This is a genomic window from Streptococcus mitis NCTC 12261, assembly GCF_000148585.2.
In the GTDB taxonomy this organism is placed as follows: Bacteria; Bacillota; Bacilli; order Lactobacillales; family Streptococcaceae; genus Streptococcus; species Streptococcus mitis.
Genome location: NZ_CP028414.1, coordinates 1,144,096 through 1,165,120, shown reverse-complemented (window position 1 = coordinate 1,165,120; position 21,025 = coordinate 1,144,096). Strand labels below are relative to the sequence as shown.

The 21,025-nt window shown below is 41.0% G+C and carries 18 protein-coding genes, 1 tRNA gene and 1 other RNA gene; 18 read left to right on the top strand and 2 right to left on the bottom strand.

Annotated elements, in window-relative coordinates; all coding sequences use genetic code 11:
• Window positions 1-5: 5 nt before the first annotated feature.
• From SM12261_RS06030 to SM12261_RS06010, 5 genes are all read left to right on the top strand, one after another.
• On the top strand, window positions 6-833 hold the full coding sequence (locus SM12261_RS06030) for an HAD family hydrolase (protein ID WP_000153517.1): 828 nt from the start codon (window positions 6-8) through the stop codon (window positions 831-833).
• 1 nt (window position 834) lies between these two features.
• Window positions 835-1,470 (top strand): SGNH/GDSL hydrolase family protein, encoded by a 636-nt coding sequence (locus SM12261_RS06025; RefSeq protein ID WP_000290664.1) that lies wholly within the window; start codon window positions 835-837, stop codon window positions 1,468-1,470.
• A 61-nt stretch (window positions 1,471-1,531) separates the two neighbouring features.
• Window positions 1,532-1,879: a transfer-messenger RNA gene (ssrA, locus tag SM12261_RS06020) on the top strand.
• Between the two features lie 420 nt (window positions 1,880-2,299).
• Window positions 2,300-3,634 (top strand): Nramp family divalent metal transporter, encoded by a 1,335-nt coding sequence (locus SM12261_RS06015; protein WP_000094601.1) that lies wholly within the window; start codon window positions 2,300-2,302, stop codon window positions 3,632-3,634.
• A 107-nt stretch (window positions 3,635-3,741) separates the two neighbouring features.
• Window positions 3,742-5,090, top strand: a protein-coding gene (locus tag SM12261_RS06010; protein ID WP_115262385.1) for an IS3 family transposase whose coding sequence is annotated in 2 segments (ribosomal slippage) — window positions 3,742-4,192 and window positions 4,192-5,090 — 1,350 coding nt in all. Because the reading frame shifts where the segments join, the coding sequence is not laid out codon by codon here.
• Window positions 5,091-5,150: 60 nt separating this feature from the next.
• On the opposite strand, the gene SM12261_RS06005 is transcribed toward SM12261_RS06010, so the two are convergent.
• Window positions 5,151-5,238, bottom strand: a tRNA-Ser gene (locus tag SM12261_RS06005).
• A 161-nt stretch (window positions 5,239-5,399) separates the two neighbouring features.
• Here SM12261_RS06005 and SM12261_RS06000 point away from each other — a divergent pair.
• The 4 genes from SM12261_RS06000 (at window position 5,400) to SM12261_RS05985 (ending at window position 11,386) form a co-directional block, all read left to right on the top strand.
• Complete coding sequence (locus SM12261_RS06000) at window positions 5,400-6,140, top strand: DeoR/GlpR family DNA-binding transcription regulator (RefSeq protein ID WP_000920651.1); 741 nt, start codon at window positions 5,400-5,402, stop codon at window positions 6,138-6,140.
• Window positions 6,137-7,048, top strand: a complete 912-nt coding sequence (pfkB, locus tag SM12261_RS05995; protein WP_000640798.1) for a 1-phosphofructokinase — start codon at window positions 6,137-6,139, stop codon at window positions 7,046-7,048. The genes SM12261_RS06000 and pfkB overlap by 4 nt, the downstream gene beginning before the upstream one ends.
• Window positions 7,045-8,997, top strand: a complete 1,953-nt coding sequence (locus SM12261_RS05990) for a fructose-specific PTS transporter subunit EIIC (protein WP_000701448.1) — start codon at window positions 7,045-7,047, stop codon at window positions 8,995-8,997. The genes pfkB and SM12261_RS05990 overlap by 4 nt, the downstream gene beginning before the upstream one ends.
• Window positions 8,998-9,082: 85 nt before the next feature.
• Window positions 9,083-11,386 carry a DNA translocase FtsK gene (locus SM12261_RS05985; RefSeq protein ID WP_004238719.1) on the top strand — a complete coding sequence of 768 codons (2,304 nt, stop codon included), beginning with the start codon at window positions 9,083-9,085 and terminating at the stop codon, window positions 11,384-11,386.
• A 44-nt stretch (window positions 11,387-11,430) separates the two neighbouring features.
• Here the strand turns inward: SM12261_RS05985 and SM12261_RS05980 are convergent, their stop codons facing one another.
• A complete protein-coding gene (locus tag SM12261_RS05980) occupies window positions 11,431-11,859 on the bottom strand; it encodes a DUF6556 family protein (RefSeq protein ID WP_000073950.1) in 429 nt (142 codons plus the stop codon).
• A gap of 138 nt (window positions 11,860-11,997) precedes the next feature.
• Here SM12261_RS05980 and SM12261_RS05975 point away from each other — a divergent pair, with 138 nt between their 5' ends.
• The 9 genes from SM12261_RS05975 (at window position 11,998) to SM12261_RS05935 (ending at window position 21,015) form a co-directional block, all read left to right on the top strand.
• The gene (locus SM12261_RS05975) at window positions 11,998-13,140 is read left to right on the top strand and encodes a cysteine desulfurase family protein (protein ID WP_000638920.1); all 1,143 of its coding nucleotides are present in this window, start codon (window positions 11,998-12,000) and stop codon (window positions 13,138-13,140) included.
• Between the two features lie 8 nt (window positions 13,141-13,148).
• Window positions 13,149-14,363 carry a tRNA uracil 4-sulfurtransferase ThiI gene (gene thiI, locus SM12261_RS05970; protein WP_001200059.1) on the top strand — a complete coding sequence of 405 codons (1,215 nt, stop codon included), beginning with the start codon at window positions 13,149-13,151 and terminating at the stop codon, window positions 14,361-14,363.
• 136 nt (window positions 14,364-14,499) lie between these two features.
• Entirely contained in the window at window positions 14,500-15,324 is an 825-nt protein-coding gene (locus SM12261_RS05965; RefSeq protein WP_001076716.1) for an alpha/beta hydrolase, read from the top strand.
• A 20-nt stretch (window positions 15,325-15,344) separates the two neighbouring features.
• Window positions 15,345-16,085: an esterase family protein gene (locus SM12261_RS05960; protein WP_000546817.1), complete on the top strand. Its 741-nt coding sequence runs from the start codon at window positions 15,345-15,347 to the stop codon at window positions 16,083-16,085.
• Between the two features lie 12 nt (window positions 16,086-16,097).
• On the top strand, window positions 16,098-17,264 hold the full coding sequence (locus tag SM12261_RS05955; RefSeq protein WP_001108616.1) for an ATP-grasp domain-containing protein: 1,167 nt from the start codon (window positions 16,098-16,100) through the stop codon (window positions 17,262-17,264).
• A gap of 159 nt (window positions 17,265-17,423) precedes the next feature.
• Window positions 17,424-18,329, top strand: coding sequence for an aquaglyceroporin Gla (gla, locus tag SM12261_RS05950; RefSeq protein ID WP_000348094.1), 906 nt, complete (start codon window positions 17,424-17,426; stop codon window positions 18,327-18,329).
• Window positions 18,330-18,452: 123 nt separating this feature from the next.
• The gene (locus SM12261_RS05945; protein WP_001102236.1) at window positions 18,453-19,178 is read left to right on the top strand and encodes a CppA N-terminal domain-containing protein; all 726 of its coding nucleotides are present in this window, start codon (window positions 18,453-18,455) and stop codon (window positions 19,176-19,178) included.
• Window positions 19,175-20,110 (top strand): serine hydrolase domain-containing protein, encoded by a 936-nt coding sequence (locus tag SM12261_RS05940; RefSeq protein WP_000872229.1) that lies wholly within the window; start codon window positions 19,175-19,177, stop codon window positions 20,108-20,110. Before SM12261_RS05945 ends, SM12261_RS05940 begins: the two co-directional genes overlap by 4 nt.
• 8 nt (window positions 20,111-20,118) lie before the next feature.
• Window positions 20,119-21,015 carry a DMT family transporter gene (locus SM12261_RS05935; protein ID WP_000071660.1) on the top strand — a complete coding sequence of 299 codons (897 nt, stop codon included), beginning with the start codon at window positions 20,119-20,121 and terminating at the stop codon, window positions 21,013-21,015.
• Window positions 21,016-21,025 lie beyond the last annotated feature (10 nt).

Sequence of the window (21,025 nt, the reverse complement as noted above, 5' to 3'; positions counted from 1 at the left end):
AGTAAATGACGATTAAGGTAATTGCAACAGATATGGATGGGACCTTGCTGGATGCTAGAGGCCAGCTTGATCTCCCACGTTTGGAAAAGATTTTAGATCAGTTGGATAAAAGGGGTATTCGTTTTGTCATTGCGACTGGGAATGAAATTCACCGCATGAGGCAACTACTGGAGCACTTGGTCGATCGGGTGGTTCTGGTTGTTGCAAACGGTGCTCGTATTTTTGAAAACAATGAACTGATTCAGGCTCAGACTTGGGATGATGCCATTGTCGATAAGGCTTTGGCTCATTTTAAGGGTCGAGCGTGTCAGGATCAGTTTGTTGTAACGTCTATGAAGGGTGGTTTCGTCAAAGAAGGTACGATTTTTACAGACCTTGAAAGTTTTATGACTCCAGAAATGATTGAAAAATTCTACCAACGGATGCAATTTGTGGACGAATTAACCTCTGACCTCTTTGGTGGTGTGCTCAAGATGAGTATGGTTGTTGGTGAGGAACGTTTGAGTTCGGTCTTGGAAGAAATCAATGACCTCTTTGATGGCCGTGTTCGTGCTGTATCGAGTGGCTATGGTTGCATTGATATCCTTCAAGCTGGAATTCATAAAGCATGGGGCTTGGAAGAATTACTCAAGCGCTGGGACTTGACCTCCCAACAAATCATGGCTTTTGGTGACAGTGAAAATGATGTTGAAATGCTTGAAATGGCTGGAATTGCCTATGCGATGGAAAATGCTGATGATAAAGCCAAAGCTGTGGCGACTGCTCTAGCGCCAGCCAATAGCCAAGGAGGAGTTTATCAAGTCTTGGAGAACTGGTTAGAAAAAGGAGAATGAAGTGGCAGTACAGTTATTAGAAAATTGGCTCCTAAAGGAACAAGAAAAAATCCAAACCAAGTATCGTCACTTAAATCAGGTTTCTGTTGTAGAGCCAGACATTCTTTTTATTGGGGATTCCATTGTCGAATATTATCCTCTGCAGGAACTATTTGGGACTGCAAAGACGATTGTCAATCGAGGCATTCGAGGTTATCAGACAGGGCTGTTATTAGAGAATCTGGATGCGCATCTGTACGGTGGGGCGGTAGATAAAATTGTCCTTTTAATTGGGACGAACGATATCGGAAAAGATGTGCCTGTGAATGAGGCTCTCAATAATCTCGAATCTATCATACAATCCATTGCTCGCGATTATCCACTGACAGAGATAAAATTGCTTTCCATTTTGCCAGTCAATGAGGGCGAGGAGTACAAGCAGACAGTCTATATCCGCACGAATGAAAAAATTCAGAAATGGAATCAAGCCTATAAAGAACTTTCCTCTGCCTATATGCAGGTAGAATTTGCGCCAGTTTTTGATAGTTTGACAGACCAGGCAGGCCAACTCAAAAAAGATTATACAACTGATGGGTTGCACCTTAGTGTTCCCGGTTATCAGGTTTTGACAAAATCTTTGAAAGACTATCTTTTGTAGTTAATTGCTTTCCTTTTTGCATTTTTGAGTTAGATAAGGTATAATGGTTTTATTGTCTTTTGGGGTCGTTACGGATTCGACAGGCATTATGAGGCATATTTTGCGACTCGTGTGGCGACGTAAACGCTCAGTTAAATATAACTGCAAAAAATAACACTTCTTACGCTCTAGCTGCCTAAAAACCAGCAGGCGTGACCCGATTTGGATTGCTCGTGTTCAATGACAGGTCTTATTATTAGCGAGATACGATCAAGCCTTGTCTAGCGGCTTGATAAGAGATTGATAGACTCGCGGTTTCTAGGCTTGAGTTATGTGTCGAGGGACTGTTAAACGAATACATAACCTATGGTTGTAGACAAATATGTTAGCAGATGTTTGGACGTGGGTTCGACTCCCACCGGCTCCATTGATAATTTACATTGTTTTGTAAATCTTTCTAAAACGTTGTTTTTACAACGTTTTTTATTTTATTCTTTGGTATTCTTTTGCAAAAAAAGAATACAACATTTTGTTGTATCCTAAATATTAAATCAAGTCCTGAATTTTCTTAAGTTTTTATCATATTTTCTGTTATAATTAAGGTGCCTTAAGAAAAATAATGAAAAAACTAAATGTTTTTCATATAGTTTTCATTTTTTGTGTTATAATTAAGGTGCCTTAAGAAAAATATTAAGGTGCCTTAAGAAAAATATTAAGGTGCCTTAAGAAAAATAATGAAAAAACTAAATGTTTTTCATATAGTTTTCATTGTTTTAATAGTTTAAAGTCAATCTTATTTTTCTCTAATAGAAAATAATGAAAAAGTAGGTTTAGAAAGAGGTAAGTATCTATGTCTTCTCATAAAAAAGTGTCACTCTCTGAGATTAATCAATCTATCGATACTCCAAATAACAATCATTTCTGGCAAAATTTAAATGCCTTTTTAGGTCCGGGTGCTCTTGTCGCAGTTGGTTATATGGATCCAGGAAACTGGATTACCAGTGTAGTCGGTGGTGCTTCCTATAAGTATAGTCTCTTGTTTGTTATCTTGATTTCATCTCTCATTGCCATGCAACTTCAGCAGATGGCAGGAAAGCTTGGTATTGTAACCCAGATGGACCTGGCTCAAGCAACGGCTCATCATTCACCTAAATGGCTTCGTTATAGTCTATGGGTGATTTTAGAATTAGCCTTGATGGCGACAGATCTGGCAGAAGTTCTAGGTTCAGCGATTGCTCTCAATCTTCTCTTTAAGATTCCGATTATGATAGCAATTCTCTTGACCGTGTTGGATGTTTTTCTCTTATTGCTTCTGATGAAATTTGGCTTTAAGAAGATTGAAGCTATTGTGACAACACTGATTTTAACCATTCTAGCAATTTTTACCTATCTGGTAGCTTTGTCACATCCAAGCTTCCAAGGAATCGTTGAGGGTTATCTACCGAATGCAACCTTATTTGAAAGTCCCTTGCCAGGGCATGAAAGTCAATTAACCTTGGCACTAGGGATCGTGGGAGCAACGGTTATGCCCCATAACCTCTATTTGCATTCTTCCTTGTCTCAAACTCGGAAAATCAATCACAAGGACAAGAATGATGTTCGAAAAGCCGTGCGCTTTATGACCTGGGATTCAAATCTCCAATTATCCTTGGCCTTTGTGGTTAACTCCCTTCTATTAATTCTCGGGGCGGCTCTCTTTTTCGGCCATGCATCTGAGATTTCTGCCTTCTCTCAAATGTATAATGCCTTGCAGGATTCTACTATTGCAGGAGCTATAGCTAGCTCGACCTTATCAACCTTGTTTGCCTTGGCTTTATTAGCCAGTGGTCAAAATTCGACAATTACGGGTACCTTGACTGGACAAATCGTTATGGAAGGTTTCTTGCATATGAGATTACCTCAATGGTTCATTCGTTTGGCAACTCGTCTCTTTGCCTTGTTGCCTGTCATGATTGTAGCGGTTCTGTTTGGTCATCAGGAAAAAACATTGGATCAGTTATTGGTTTATTCACAAGTCTTTCTTTCGATTGCTCTTCCATTTTCAATCTTCCCACTGATTTATCTAACTTCTAAGAAATCACTGATGGGAGAATTTACCAATGCCAAATGGAATACCATCCTTGGCTATATCGTTTCCATTATCTTAACAATTCTCAATGTGAAATTGTTATTTGATATTTTCTAAGAAATTCACCCGAGTTATAAAACAAGCATATAAGAAAAAAGATACCCAAGATTGTACTGCACCCCAAAAGTTAGACAGAAAAAATCTAACTTTTGGGGTGTTTTATTATGAAATTGAGTTATGATGATAAAGTTCAGATCTATGAACTTAGAAAACAAGGATATAGCTTAGAGAAGCTTTCAAATAAATTTGGGATAAACAATTCTAATCTTAGGTACATGATTAAATTGATTGATCGTTACGGAATAGAGTTCGTCAAAAAAGGAAAGAATTGTTACTATTCTCCTGAACTAAAACAAGAGATCATTGATAAAGTTCTTCTTGAGGGGCATTCACAAATTAGGGCGTCTCTGGATTATGCTCTTCTAAGTAGTGGATTACTTTCGAATTGGCTGGCACAATATAAGAAAAACGGGTATACTATTGTTGAGAAAACAAGAGGGAGACCACCTAAAATGGGACGTAAGCCAAAGAAGAGATTTGAAGATATGACAGAATTAGAACGTCTTCAAGCAGAAAATGAGTACTTGAGAGCGGAGAATGCCATTCTAAAAAAGTTGAGAGAACTCCGATTGAGAGACGAAAAGGAGCAAGAAGAAAAACGGAAATTGTTCAAGGACTGGTAACAGAGTTTTCTTTAGATATCCTTCTAAAGATTATTAAACTTGCCCGTTCAACTTATTATTACCACTTAAAACAGCTGGATCAAAGCGATAAAGATTATGATATTAAAGCTGAAATTCAGTCAATTTATACTGAGCATAAAGGAAATTACGGCTATCGTCGCATGACTCTAGAATTACGAAATCGTGGCTTCGTAGTGAACCATAAGAAGGTGCAGCGTCTGATGAAAGTACTTGGTTTAACGGCTCGAATTCGCCGTAAACGGAAGTATTCTTCATACCAAGGAGAGGTTGGCAAGAAAGCAGATAATCTTATTCAACGTCAATTTGAAGCAACCAAACCAATGCAAAAGTGCTACACAGATGTGACAGAATTTGCCATTCCAGCAAGCAGCCAAAAGCTTTATTTATCACCAGTTTTAGATGGCTTTAACAGAGAAATTATCTCCTACAATCTTTCTACTTCGCCGAACTTAGTACAAATGAAAGCTATGCTAGAACAAGCCTTTACAGAGAACCATTACGAAAATACAATTCTCCATAGTGACCAAGGATGGCAATACCAACACGATTTCTATCATCATTTTTTAAAGAATAAGGGAATCCAACCATCTATGTCACGTAAGGGAAATAGTCCAGATAACGGTATGATGGAATCTTTCTTTGGCATTCTTAAGTCTGAAATGTTTTATGGTTATGAGAATACGTTTCAGTCACTTGAACACTTGGAACAAGCTATTGTAGACTATATTGATTACTACAACAACAAACGAATTAAGGTAAAACTAAAAGGACTTAGCCCTGTACAATACAGAACTAAATCCTTTGCTTAAATTAATTGTCTAACTTTTTGGGGTCAGTACAGATTTCTTGGGTATCTTTTTTAAAATAAACGGAAGACATGGGATTCGAACCCACGCACGCTGTTACACGCCTACCGCGTTTCCAACACGGCCTCTTAAGCCTCTTGAGTAATCTTCCAATACTTACTCAAATAGTCTACCATAAAGGCCCCTATCTTGCAATAAAAATTCTAGAAATAAGAAAAATGATAGATTTTGAAAGAAAATGACAAAAAATGCTTGACTTTGAAAGAAAGTGTGATAGAATGAATAGTGTAAACGATAACAGGAGGTGATTCAGTGTTAAAAACAGAGCGGAAACAACTGATTTTAGAGGAGTTAAATCAACATCATGTAGTTTCTCTAGAAAAATTAGTTAGTTTGCTAGAGACCTCAGAATCAACGGTTCGAAGAGACTTGGATGAGTTGGAAGCGGAAAACAAGCTTCGTCGCGTGCATGGTGGAGCAGAATTGCCCCATTCCTTGCAGGAAGAAGAAACCATTCAAGAAAAATCTGTCAAAAACCTTCAAGAAAAGAAGTTGCTGGCTCAGAAAGCAGCCTCTCTCATTAAGGAACAAGATGTCATCTTTATCGATGCTGGAACAACAACTGCTTTTTTGATCCATGAATTGGTCAATAAGAATATTACTGTTGTGACAAATTCGATTCACCATGCCGCACAGTTGGTTGAAAAGCAGATTCCAACTGTCATGGTTGGAGGAAGTGTCAAGATGGCAACAGATGCTAGCATCGGGGGCGTTGCTCTTAACCAGATTAACCAATTGCACTTTGACCGTGCCTTTATCGGGATGAATGGTGTGGACGATGGCTATTATACGACTCCTGATATGGAGGAGGGAGCTGTTAAGCGTGCTATTTTAGAAAATGCCAAACAGACCTATGTCTTGGTGGATTCGTCAAAAATTGGACAAACTTGCTTTGCCAAGGTAGCACCACTCAAACGAGCTATTGTTATCACAAGTCAAGGGCATGAGCTCTTGCAGGCTATTAAGGAGAAAACGGAGGTAATAGAAGTATGATTTATACAGTCACACTCAATCCATCCATTGACTATATCGTTCGTTTGGACCAAGTCCAAGTCGGTAGTGTCAATCGTATGGACAGTGATGATAAGTTTGCTGGTGGGAAAGGAATCAATGTCAGCCGTGTCTTGAAACGTTTGGATATACCAAATACAGCGACGGGATTTATCGGAGGCTTTACTGGTAAATTTATCACAGATACCCTTGCAGAGGAAGAAATCGAGACATGTTTTGTCCAAGTGGCAGAAGATACTCGTATCAATGTTAAAATCAAAGCAGACCAAGAAACAGAAATCAACGGAACCGGTCCAAATGTCGAACCAGCTCAGCTAGAAGAATTGAAAGCTATTTTATCTAGTCTGACAGCAGAAGATACGGTTGTCTTTGCGGGTTCGAGTGCTAAAAACCTAGGCAATGTTATCTACAAGGATTTGATTGCCTTGACACGCAAGACTGGTGCGCAAGTCGTTTGTGACTTTGAAGGACAGACCTTGATTGATAGTTTGGACTATCAGCCACTTTTGGTCAAACCAAATAATCACGAGCTTGGAGCTATCTTTGGAGTGAAACTCGAAAGTTTAGATGAAATCGAGAACTATGCTCGTCAGTTACTGGCCAAAGGAGCTCAAAACGTCATTATCTCCATGGCTGGCGACGGTGCCCTTCTTGTCACATCTGAGGGAGCTTACTTCGCAAAACCTATCAAGGGAACAGTCAAAAATTCAGTTGGTGCTGGTGATTCTATGGTTGCCGGATTCACAGGTGAATTTGTCAAATCAAAAGACGCAGTAGAAGCCTTCAAATGGGGAGTTGCTTGTGGAACGGCAACTACCTTCTCGGATGACTTGGCAACAGCAGAATTTATTAAAGAAACATATGAAAAAGTTGAGGTAGAAAAACGATGAAAATTCAAGACCTATTGAGAAAAGATGTTATGTTGCTGGATTTGCAAGCAACTGAAAAAACAGCTGTCATCGACGAGATGATTAAAAGTTTGACAGACCACGGTTATGTGACAGATTTTGAAACCTTTAAAGAAGGAATTTTGGCGCGTGAAGCTCTCACTTCTACAGGTTTGGGTGATGGTATCGCAATGCCTCACAGCAAAAATGCTGCTGTCAAAGAAGCGACAGTTCTCTTTGCCAAGTCAAACAAGGGTGTTGACTACGAGAGCTTGGATGGACAATCAACTGACCTCTTCTTTATGATTGCAGCTCCAGAAGGTGCCAATGATACTCACTTGGCAGCCTTGGCAGAATTGTCTCAATACTTGATGAAAGACGGTTTTGCTGACAAACTTCGTCAAGTAACATCAGCTGACCAAGTTATCGAACTTTTTGACAAAGCTTCCGAAAAAACTGAAGAGCCTGTTCAAGCACCTACTAATGACTCTGATGAGTTTATCGTTGCTGTTACAGCTTGTACAACAGGTATTGCTCACACTTACATGGCTCAAGAAGCCCTTCAAAAAGTGGCTGCTGAAATGGGTGTTGGAATCAAGGTTGAAACCAACGGTGCTAGCGGTGTTGGAAACCAACTAACTGCTGAGGACATCCGCAAGGCTAAAGCTGTTATCATCGCTGCAGACAAGGCGGTTGAGATGGATCGTTTCGATGGCAAACCATTGATCAATCGTCCAGTTGCTGACGGGATCCGTAAAACAGAAGAATTGATTAACTTGGCTCTTTCAGGAGATGCTGAAGTCTACCGTGCTGCTAATGGAGCAAAAGCTTCGACAGCAAGCAACGAAAAACAAAGCCTTGGTGGTGCCTTCTACAAACACTTGATGAGTGGTGTATCTCAAATGTTGCCATTCGTTATAGGTGGTGGTATCATGATTGCCCTTGCCTTCTTGATTGACGGTGCTTTGGGTGTTCCAAATGAAAATCTTGGTAATCTTGGTTCCTACCATGAGCTAGCTTCTATGTTTATGAAAATTGGTGGAGCTGCCTTTGGTTTGATGCTCCCAGTCTTTGCAGGTTATGTTGCATACTCTATCGCTGAAAAACCAGGTTTGGTAGCAGGTTTCGTGGCTGGTGCTATTGCCAAAGAAGGTTTTGCCTTTGGTAAAATTCCTTATGCCGCAGGTGGTGAAGCAACTTCAACTCTTGCAGGTGTCTCATCTGGTTTCCTAGGTGCCCTTGTTGGTGGATTTATCGCAGGTGCTTTAGTTCTTGCTATCAAGAAATACGTTAAAGTTCCTCGTTCACTTGAAGGTGCAAAATCAATCCTTCTCTTGCCACTTCTTGGAACAATCTTGACTGGATTTGTCATGCTAGCTGTGAATATCCCAATGGCAGCAATCAATACTGCTATGAATGACTTCCTAGGCGGTCTTGGAGGAGGTTCAGCTGTCCTTCTTGGTATCGTCCTTGGTGGAATGATGGCTGTTGACATGGGGGGACCAGTCAACAAAGCGGCTTATGTCTTTGGTACAGGTACGCTTGCAGCAACTGTTTCTTCAGGTGGTTCTGTAGCCATGGCAGCAGTTATGGCTGGAGGAATGGTGCCACCACTTGCAATCTTTGTCGCAACTCTTCTTTTCAAAGATAAATTTACTAAAGAAGAACGCAACTCTGGTTTGACAAACATCATCATGGGCTTGTCATTTATCACTGAGGGAGCAATTCCATTTGGTGCCGCTGACCCAGCTCGTGCTATCCCAAGCTTCATCCTTGGTTCAGCAGTAGCAGGTGGACTCGTTGGTCTTACTGGTATCAAACTCATGGCGCCACACGGAGGAATCTTCGTTATTGCCCTTACTTCAAATGCTCTTCTTTACCTCGTTTCTGTCTTGGTAGGAGCAATCGTAAGTGGTGTGGTCTATGGTTACCTACGCAAACCACAAGCATAAAAAATAGAAAAATGAAAAGATTGGACCGTTTGGTGCAGTCTTTTTCTCTTTCCGAAATGCCTGTGAAATATGGTATAATAGAAGAATGGCAAACAAGAATACAAGTAAAACAAGACGGAGACCGTCTAAAGCAGAACTCGAAAGAAAAGAAGCGATTCAACGAATGTTGATTTCGTTGGGAATCGCGCTTTTATTGATTTTCGCAGCCTTCAAATTAGGGGCTGCAGGTATAACCCTTTACAATTTCATTCGCTTGCTGGTGGGTAGCCTAGCTTATCTGGCAATATTTGGCATCCTGCTCTACCTCTTCTTTTTCAAGTGGATACGAAAACAGGAAGGACTCCTATCAGGCTTTTTAACCATATTTGCTGGTTTGCTCTTGATTTTCGAGGCTTACTTGGTTTGGAAATATGGTTTGGACAAGTCCGTTCTAAAAGGAACCATGGCTCAGGTTGTGACGGATTTAACTGGTTTTCGAACGACCAGTTTTGCTGGTGGAGGCTTGATTGGTGTTGGACTCTATGTGCCAACAGCCTTTCTCTTCTCAAATATCGGTACTTACTTTATTGGTTCTATCTTGATTTTAGTGGGTGCCCTCCTAGTCAGTCCTTGGTCTGTTTACGATATTGCTGAATTTTGCAGTAAAGGCTTTGCCAAATGGCGGGAAGGGCATGAGCGTCGAAAAGAGGAACGCTTTGTTAAACAAGAAGAAAAAGCTCGCCAAAAGGCTGAGGAAGAGGCTAGATTAGAACAAGAAGAGGCTGAAAAAGCCTTACTCGATTTGCCTCCTATTGATATGGAAACAGGTGAAATTCTGACAGCAGATGTTGTGCCTGACGTTCCACCTTTTCCAGAAGAAGAGTGGGTAGAACCAGAAATCATCCTGCCTCAAGCTGAACTTGAATTCCCTGAACAGGGAGATAACTCTGATGACGAAGATGTTCAGGTCGATTTTTCAGCCAAGGAAGCCCTTGAATACAAACTTCCAAGCTTACAACTCTTTGCCCCAGATAAACCAAAAGACCAGTCGAAAGAGAAGAAAATCGTTCGTGAAAACATCAAAATCCTAGAAGAAACTTTTGCTAGTTTTGGTATTAAGGTAACGGTTGAACGGGCTGAAATTGGGCCGTCAGTGACCAAGTATGAAGTCAAGCCAGCAGTCGGTGTACGGGTTAACCGCATTTCCAATCTAGCAGATGACCTCGCTCTAGCCTTGGCAGCCAAGGATGTCCGGATTGAGGCTCCAATACCTGGTAAATCCTTAGTCGGGATTGAGGTTCCTAACTCTGAGATTGCGACGGTATCCTTCCGCGAACTATGGGAACAATCTCAAACGAAAGCAGAAAATCTCTTAGAAATTCCTCTAGGAAAGGCAGTTAATGGCACCGCAAGAGCTTTTGACCTTTCCAAGATGCCCCACTTGCTAGTTGCAGGTTCAACGGGTTCAGGGAAGTCAGTAGCTGTTAACGGCATTATCGCTAGCATCCTCATGAAGGCGAGACCTGACCAAGTTAAATTTATGATGGTCGATCCCAAGATGGTTGAGTTGTCTGTTTACAATGATATTCCCCACCTCTTGATTCCAGTCGTGACCAATCCACGTAAGGCCAGCAAGGCTTTGCAAAAGGTCGTGGATGAAATGGAAAATCGTTATGAACTCTTTGCCAAGGTGGGAGTTCGGAATATTGCAGGTTTTAATGCCAAGGTAGAAGAGTTTAATGCTCAGTCTGAGTACAAGCAGGTTCCGCTACCACTCATTGTTGTAATTGTGGATGAGTTGGCTGACCTTATGATGGTAGCCAGCAAGGAAGTGGAAGATGCTATCATTCGTCTCGGACAGAAGGCGCGTGCTGCAGGTATCCACATGATTCTTGCAACCCAGCGTCCATCCGTTGACGTCATTTCTGGTCTGATCAAGGCCAATGTCCCATCTCGTGTCGCTTTCGCAGTTTCATCAGGAACAGACTCCCGTACTATTTTAGATGAAAATGGAGCTGAGAAACTGCTTGGACGTGGAGATATGCTCTTTAAACCAATTGATGAAAATCATCCAGTTCGTCTCCAAGGCTCCTTTATCTCGGATGATGATGTCGAACGTATCGTAAACTTCATTAAGGCTCAGGCTGATGCGGACTACGATGAGAGTTTTGATCCAGGTGAGGTTTCTGAAAATGACGGAGAATTTTCAGATGGTGAATCTGGTGGTGATCCGCTCTTTGAAGAAGCCAAGGCTTTGGTAATCGAAACCCAGAAAGCCAGCGCATCTATGATTCAGCGTCGTTTGTCAGTTGGATTTAACCGTGCGACCCGTCTCATGGAAGAGCTTGAGATGGCAGGTGTCATTGGTCCAGCTGAAGGTACCAAACCAAGAAAAGTTTTACAACAATAAAAAAATAGCTTCTTTCCAAGTTTGGAAGGAGGCTATTTTAGTGATTATTGATTAGTTTTATTTTCCGAAGTTGGGGTATTGGACTGTTTTTCATTTTCAGTAGCAGGTTTACTTGGAGTAGGAGTAGAAGAATCCTGAGTTGCTGCTTTCTGCTCTTCTTTTTTCTCTTCCTTGACGCTAGATTTTGGTGTTTCCTCTTGCTGTGTTTTTTCTTGAGAAGTGTTATTTTCCTTATTGGGACTAGTGTTTTCCTGAGGGGATTCCTTTTGAATTTCTTTGACAATTGTTGTCGTCTGGCTTGTCGTAGGTTCTTTTTTAGTATTTTTATTATTATCCAAGGCGTTCATGATAGTGATACTTGCAGTAATTAAGCCAAGGATACTACCGATAGTGGCAACAGTTTTTTGAAAGACCGTAAAGCCTTTTTTGATGTGTTCTGTTTTTGGTTTTGAAGTTCTACGATAATTAGACATATATTCTCTCCTTTAATTAAAATTTATTATACCGCATTTCTTTAAAAAAATCTTAAAAAAAGAGGAATTGCCCTTTCTTGTCGCAGACTCCGTTTCATGATACAATAGAAGGAGTGATTTTAGAAAGCGTGAGAAAACATGATTTACTTTGATAATTCGGCGACGACCAAGCCCTATCCTGAAGCCCTTGAAACTTATATGCAGGTCGCTTCAAAAATTTTAGGAAATCCATCTAGTCTCCATCGTTTGGGAGACCAGGCAACACGAATCTTAGATGCTTCTCGCCAACAGATTGCAGATTTAATCGGTAAGAAAAGCGATGAAATCTTCTTTACTTCTGGTGGGACAGAAGGAGATAACTGGGTCATCAAGGGTGTGACCTTTGAAAAGGCTCAGTTTGGAAAACACATCATTGTATCAGCCATTGAACATCCGGCAGTCAAAGAGTCAGCCCTCTGGTTGAAAAGTCAAGGATTTGAAGTAGATTTTGCTCCAGTTGATAACAAAGGATTTGTAAATGTTGAAGCGTTATCAGATTTGATAAGACCTGATACGACCCTCGTTTCCGTCATGGCTGTGAACAATGAAATCGGCTCGATTCAACCTATTCAAGCTATTTCAGAACTATTGGCAGACAAGCCAACTATTTCCTTCCACGTTGATGCGGTTCAGGCACTTGCCAAGATTCCGACTGAAAAGTATCTGACAGAACGAGTGGATTTTGCGACTTTCTCTGGTCACAAGTTCCACGGAGTTCGTGGTGTTGGTTTTGTCTATATCAAGTCTGGCAAGAAGATTACGCCTCTTTTGACTGGTGGTGGTCAGGAGCATGATTATCGTTCGACAACTGAAAATGTGGCAGGGATAGCAGCGACAGCCAAGGCTCTGCGTTTGTCCATGGAAAAGCTAGATGTCTTTACTAGCAAGACTGGGCAGATGAAGGCAGTGATTCGCCAAGCTCTTTTAGATTATCCAGATATATTTGTCTTTTCAGATGAGGAAGACTTTGCCCCTCATATCCTGACTTTTGGAATCAAGGGTGTTCGTGGTGAAGTCATCGTTCACGCCTTTGAAGACTATGATATTTTCATCTCAACGACCTCTGCTTGTTCGTCCAAGGCTGGGAAACCTGCTGGCACCTTGATTGCCATGGGAGTGGACAAGGATAAGGCCCAGTCAGCTGTGCGTCTTAGTCTAGACCTTGAAAATGATATGAGTCAGGTCGAGCAGTTTTTGACCAAGCTAAAATTAATTTACAATCAAACTAGAAAAGTAAGATAGGAGCATTTATGCAGTATTCAGAAATTATGATTCGCTACGGAGAGTTGTCAACCAAGGGTAAAAATCGTATGCGTTTCATCAATAAACTTCGCAATAATATATCAGACGTTTTGTCTATCTATCCCCAAGTTAAGGTAACGGCAGATCGTGACCGTGCCCACGCTTACCTAAATGGAGCAGATTACACAGCAGTAGCAGAATCACTCAAACAAGTTTTTGGGATTCAAAACTTTTCTCCTGTTTATAAGGTCGAAAAATCTGTAGAAGTTCTGAAGTCTGCTGTCCAAGAGATTATGCAGGACATCTACAAGGATGGCATGACCTTTAAAATTTCTGGCAAGCGTAGCGACCACAACTTTGAGTTGGATAGTCGTGAACTCAATCAAACACTTGGAGGAGCTGTTTTCGAAGCCATTCCAAATGTGCAAGCTCAAATGAAAAGTCCTGACATCAATCTTCAGGTGGAAATCCGTGAAGAAGCAGCCTATCTTTCTTATGAAACCATTCGTGGGGCTGGTGGTTTGCCAGTTGGAACTTCAGGTAAAGGGATGCTCATGTTGTCAGGAGGGATCGACTCACCTGTAGCAGGTTATCTTGCACTTAAGCGTGGGGTGGATATTGAGGCTGTTCATTTTGCCAGCCCACCTTACACGAGTCCTGGTGCTCTTAAAAAAGCCCAAGATTTGACCCGTAAATTAACCAAGTTTGGGGGAAATATCCAGTTTATTGAAGTACCTTTCACAGAGATTCAAGAGGAAATCAAGGCCAAAGCGCCAGAAGCTTACTTGATGACTCTAACGCGTCGTTTTATGATGCGGATTACAGATCGTATTCGTGAGGTACGAAATGGTTTAGTTATCATCAATGGGGAAAGCCTAGGTCAAGTAGCCAGCCAAACCTTGGAGAGCATGCAGGCTATCAATGCAGTTACCAACACTCCCATCATCCGTCCAGTTGTGACAATGGATAAGTTGGAAATCATTGACATTGCTCAGGAAATTGACACCTTTGAAATTTCTATCCAGCCTTTTGAAGACTGTTGTACCATTTTTGCGCCAGATCGTCCGAAAACAAATCCTAAGATTAAGAATGCGGAGCAGTATGAAGCTCGTATGGATGTTGAAGGTTTAGTTGAGCGAGCAGTGGCTGGAATCATGATTACTGAGATTACACCGCAGGCTGAAAAAGATGAAGTGGATGACTTGATTGACAATATGCTCTAATCAGAAAATCCAAAAGAATTTAGAAAATTAAATGAAAAAGTTAGTTTTTAATTCCAAAAACGGAAGCAAAACTAACTTTTTTTCTATTTTTATGGTATAATGAGATAAAATTTTGAATATAGAGAGTTTTCTGACAATGAATCAATCCTACTTTTATTTAAAAATGAAAGAACACAAACTCAAGGTTCCATATACAGGTAAGGAACGCCGTGTACGTGTTCTTCTGCCTAAAGATTATGAGAAAGACACGGATCGTTCCTATCCTGTTGTTTACTTTCATGACGGGCAAAATGTTTTTTATAGCAAGGAGTCTTTCATTGGACATTCATGGAAGATTATCCCAGCTATTAAGCGTAATCCTGATATCAGTCGCATGATTGTCGTCGCCATTGACAATGATGGTATGGGGCGGATGAATGAGTATGCGGCTTGGAAGTTCCAAGAATCTCCTATCCCAGGACAGCAATTTGGCGGTAAGGGCGTGGAGTATGCCGAGTTTGTTATGGAGGTGGTCAAGCCATTTATCGATGAGACCTACCGTACTAAAGCTGACTGCCAGCATACGGCTATGATTGGGTCTTCACTAGGAGGCAATATTACCCAGTTTATCGGTTTGGAATACCAAGACCAAATTGGTTGCTTGGGCGTCTTTTCATCTGCCAACTGGCTCCATCAAGAAGCCTTTAATCGCTACATCGAGCGCCAGAAACTATCGCCTGACCAGCGTATCTTTATCTATGTTGGAACTGAAGAAGCAGATGATACGGACAAGACCCTGATGGCTGGTAATATCAAACAAGCCTATATCGATTCGTCTCTTCGGTATTACCATGATTTGATAGCAGGTGGGGTACACTTAGATAATCTTGTCTTGAAAGTTCAATCTGGTGCCATCCATAGTGAAATCCCTTGGTCGGAGAATTTACCAGACTGTCTGAGATTTTTTGCAGAGAAATGGTAAGTTAGAAAAGGAGAAAGCCAATGCATATTGAAAACCTTAGCCACTGGAGTGGCAATCTTAACCGTGAAATGTACCTTAATCGTTATGGACATGCAGGGATTCCAGTTGTGGTCTTTGCTTCATCAGGTGGTAGTCACAATGAATACTATGATTTTGGCATGATTGATGCTTGTGCTTCTTTTATCGAGGAAGGCCGTGTTCAGTTCTTTACCCTATCCAGTGTAGATAGTGAGAGCTGGTTGGCCACTTGGAAAAATGGTCACGACCAAGCGGAAATGCACCGTGCCTATGAACGCTATGTGATTGAGGAGGCTATTCCTTTTATCAAGCATAAGACAGGTTGGTTTGATGGTATGATGACGACAGGTTGCTCGATGGGCGCCTACCATGCAGTCAACTTTTTTCTCCAACATCCAGATGTTTTTACAAAGGTGATTGCTCTTAGTGGTGTTTACGACGCACGTTTCTTTGTTGGCGATTACTACAATGACGATGCTATTTATCAAAACTCGCCAGTAGATTATATCTGGAATCAGAATGACGGCTGGTTTATTGACCGTTACCGTCAGGCAGAGATTGTGCTGTGTACGGGTCTTGGAGCCTGGGAACAAGACGGTCTACCATCTTTCTACAAGCTTAAAGAAGCCTTTGACCAGAAACAAATTCCAGCCTGGTTTGCTGAATGGGGACACGATGTCGCCCACGACTGGGAATGGTGGCGCAAACAAATGCCTTATTTCCTTGGAAATCTCTATTTATAAAAGGAGTTACCTATGAATTACCTTGTTATTTCTCCCTACTATCCGCAAAACTTTCAACAGTTTACCATTGAACTAGCTAATAAAGGCATCACAGTATTGGGAATTGGTCAAGAACCATACGAGCAATTGGATGAACCTTTACGCAATAGCCTGACTGAGTATTTCCGCGTAGATAATCTTGAAAATATAGATGAAGTCAAACGTGCAGTTGCTTTTCTCTTTTATAAACATGGGCCAATTGACCGTATCGAGTCTCATAATGAATACTGGCTTGAGCTGGATGCAACACTCAGAGAACAATTCAATGTCTTTGGTGCCAAACCAGAGGATCTCAAAAAGACGAAATTTAAGTCTGAAATGAAGAAACTCTTCAAAAAAGCAGGTGTCCCTGTGGTACCTGGAGCTGTTATCCAGACGGAAGCAGATGTTGATCAAGCAGTGAAAGAAATTGGTCTTCCAATGATTGCCAAACCTGATAATGGAGTGGGAGCAGCCGCAACCTTTAAGCTCGAGACAGAAGATGATATCAATCACTTTAAGCAAGAATGGGACCATTCGACCGTTTATTTCTTTGAAAAATTTGTTACTTCTAGTGAAATCTGTACCTTTGACGGGCTCGTAGACAAGGATGGTAAGATTGTCTTCTCAACGACTTTTGACTACGCCTATACACCGCTTGATCTCATGATTTACAAGATGGACAATTCCTACTATGTTCTTAAGGATATGGATCCCAAATTACGTAAATATGGTGAGGCCATTGTCAAGGAATTTGGTATGAAAGAACGGTTCTTCCATATTGAGTTCTTCCGTGAAGGGGACGACTACATTGCCATTGAGTACAATAACCGTCCTGCAGGTGGTTTTACCATTGATGTTTATAACTTTGCTCATTCCTTGGATCTCTACCGAGGCTATGCGGCGATTGTCGCAGGAGAAGAGTTCCCAGCGTCAGACTTTGAAGCTCAATATTGTTTAGCTACATCCCGTCGTGCAAATGCTCACTATGTTTATTCTGAGGAGGACTTGCTTGCCAAATACAGCCAGTATTTCAAGGTTAAAAAAATCATGCCAGCGGCCTTTGCGGAACTTCAAGGAGATTACCTTTATATGCTGACAACTCCGAGTCGACAAGAAATGGAGCAGATGATTGCAGATTTCGGACAACGTCAAGAATAAGAACTCTCGGATTAAGGAAATCCACCTCTTTAATCCTTTTGTTTCAATAAGAGAAATAAAACCGCTTTCCCATATATTCTTTTAGAAAACCTGTTGCTAAAAGATATAAAAATTGATAGAATAAGGATTGTCTAAAAAATTTTAAGGAGAATCTATCAAATGGATTTCACATGGGCAATTAAATATGCCACTGAATTTTTGGCCACTGCTATTTTGATCATTCTTGGAAATGGTGCAGTTGCCAACGTTGAACTTAAAGGTACGAAAGGTCACCAAAGTGGCTGGATCGTTATCGCTGTTGGTTATGGTATGGGGGTTATGATCCCAGCCTTGATGTTTGGTAACGTATCAGGTAACCACATTAACCCAGCCTTCACTCTTGGACTTGCGATCAGCGGTCTCTTCCCTTGGGCACAAGTTGCACCTTATATCATCGCACAAGTTTTGGGTGCTATCTTTGGTCAAGCCTTGGTTGTGGCAACACACCGCCCATACTACTTGAAAACTGAAAATCCAAACAACATCTTGGGTACTTTCTCAACCATTTCAAGTTTGGATAATGGTACAAAAGAATCACATTTTGCAGCAACTGTTAATGGTTTTGTAAATGAGTTTGTTGGTTCATTTGTTCTTTTCTTTGCAGCTCTTGGAATGACTAAAAACTTCTTTGGTGCTGAACTAGTATCAAAAGCACAAGCGGCTATTAATGCTCAAGTTGCACAAGCAACTACTCAAGGTCAAACCATTCCTCAAGAACAAGTAACAGCAGCACTTGACCAAGCTAAAGAACAAGTAGCACCATTTATGACATCTGGTCTTGGAATTGCTCACTTGGCACTAGGTTTCCTAGTTATGGCCTTGGTAACATCACTTGGTGGACCTACAGGACCTGCCTTGAACCCAGCCCGTGACTTGGGACCACGTCTCCTTCATGCTTTCCTTCCAAAATCAGTTCTTGGTGAGCACAAAGGTGATTCAAAATGGTGGTACTCTTGGGTACCAGTAGTAGCACCGATCGCAGCAGCAATTGCCGCAGTAGCTATCTTCAAATTCCTTTACCTATAAGAAATTGAAACCGAGGAAATCCTCGGTTTTTTAGATGAAATTTTACGAAAAAAAGGTAAATCTGAGCATAATTTCTTGTAAAAAATTCTAAAATCCTTTAAAATAAAAGAGTTGGAGGAGTTTATGAATGTAAATCAGATTGTACGGATTATTCCTACTTTAAAAGTTAATAATAGAAAATTAAATGAAACATTTTATATAGGAACCCTTGGCATGAAGGCCTTATTAGAAGAGTCAGCCTTTCTGTCACTAGGTGATCAAACAGGTTTAGAAAAGCTGGTTTTAGAAGAAGCTCCAAGTATGCGCACTCGTAAGGTAGAGGGAAGAAAAAAACTAGCTAGATTGATTGTCAAGGTAGAAAATCCCTTAGAAATCGAGGCCTTATTAGCTAAAACAGATTCGATTCATCAATTATATAAAGGTCAAAATGGCTACGCTTTTGAGATTTTTTCACCCGAAGATGATTTGGTTTTGATTCATGCGGAAGATGATAGAGAAAGTCTAGTAGAAGTAGAAGAAAAGCCTAGATTTCAAACAGATCTCGAATCAATTTCTTTAAGTAAATTTGAGATTTCTATGGAATTACATCTCCCAACTGATGTTGATAGTTTCTTGGAGCCATCTGAAGTTGGAGAATCCCTTGATTTTATTCCAGCTCAGGGGCAGGATCTGACTGTGGACAGTACGGTTACCTGGGACTTGTCTATGCTCAAGTTCTTGGTCAATGAATTAGATTTAGCCAGTCTGTGCCAGAGGTTTGAGTCTACAGAATATTTTATTCCTAAGTCTGAAAAATTCTTCCTTGGTAAAGATAGAAATAATGTTGAATTGTGGTTTGAAGAAGTATGAAGTGGACCAAGATTATTAAAAAAATAGAAGAACAAATCGAGGCAGGGATCTATCCCGGAGCCTCTTTTGCGTATTTTAAGGACAATCAATGGACGGAGGTCTATTTAGGCCAGAGTGACCCAGAGCATGGCTTGCAGACTGAGGCAGGACTAGTTTATGACCTAGCTAGTGTCAGCAAGGTTGTTGGCGTTGGCACCGTTTTTACTTTTTTGTGGGAAAACGGTCAATTAGATATTGACAGACCAGTAACCGATTTTTTACCTGAAAGTGATTATCCAGATATCACTATTCGCCAGCTCTTGACTCACGCAACAGCTCTTGATCCTTTTATTCCCAATAGAGATCTTTTAACAGCCTTAGAATTAAAGGAAGCTATGTTTCATCTCAGGAGACGAAATCAGCCAGCCTTTCTTTATTCGGATGTCCATTTTTTGCTGTTGGGTTTTATTTTGGAAAGAATCTTTAATCAAGACCTGGATGAGATTTTACAGGAGCAAGTCTGGAAACCTTGGGGAATGATGGAAACCCAGTTTGGTCCTGTTGAGCGTGCTGTTCCAACAGTCAGAGGTGTGGAGGCAGGAAAAGTTCATGATCCCAAGGCTCGTCTCTTGGGTAGACATGCTGGTAGTGCTGGTTTGTTTTCGACTGTAAAGGATTTACAAATCTTTTTAGAACACTATTTAGCAGATGATTTTGCAAGAAATTTGAGTCAAAACTTTTCACCTTTGGATGATAAGGAACGTTCTTTGGCATGGAATTTGGAAGGAGATTGGCTAGACCATACGGGCTATACAGGTACCTTTATCATGTGGAATCGCCAGAAGCAAGAAGCGGTCATTTTCCTATCGAATCGTACCTATGAAAAGGATGAACGAGCCCAGTGGATATTAGACCGCAATCAAGTGATGGACTTGATTCGTAAAGAAGAGTAAGGAGAGACATGTCAAATAGTTTAAAAGGGACTTTACTAACAGTTGTGGCTGGTATTGCTTGGGGCTTGTCAGGAACGAGTGGCCAATACCTGATGGCGCACGGAATTTCGGCTCTGGTTTTGACCAACTTGCGTCTTTTAATCGCTGGTGGGATTCTCATGTTCTTGGCTTATGTTACTGCAAAGGATAAAATGCTGGCCTTTTTAACGGATAAGAAGAGTTTGCTGTCTCTTCTTATTTTTGCTCTAATTGGTCTCTTCCTCAACCAATTTGCCTATCTAACTGCTATTCAGGAGACCAATGCAGGGACCGCGACGGTGCTTCAGTATGTTTGCCCTGTCGGGATTTTGATTTATAGCTGTATCAAGGATAAGGTAGCACCGACACTGGGAGAGATTGTTTCTATCATATTAGCCATCGGAGGGACCTTTCTGATCGCCACTCATGGGCAGTTGGACCAGTTATCCATGACACCTGCCGGTCTGTTCTGGGGTCTCTTTTCTTCTCTGACTTACGCACTTTATATCATTTTGCCCATAGCCTTGATTAAGAAGTGGGGGAGTAGTTTGGTCATTGGTGTGGGAATGGTCATAGCAGGTTTAGTCGCCCTTCCTTTTACAGGAGTTCTACAGACTGCTATCCCAACTAGTCTTGATTTTCTTCTTGCTTTTGCAGGCATTATCCTTATCGGGACTGTCTTTGCCTATACAGCGTTCTTAAAAGGAGCCAGTCTGATTGGACCGGTCAAGTCAAGTTTGTTGGCTTCAATTGAGCCAATCTCGGCGGTTTTCTTTGCCTTCCTAATTATGAATGAACAATTTTATCCTATTGATTTTCTTGGCATGGCAATGATATTGTTTGCTGTAACTCTGATTTCTTTGAAAGATTTACTCTTAGAGAAATAAAAAAGACTCT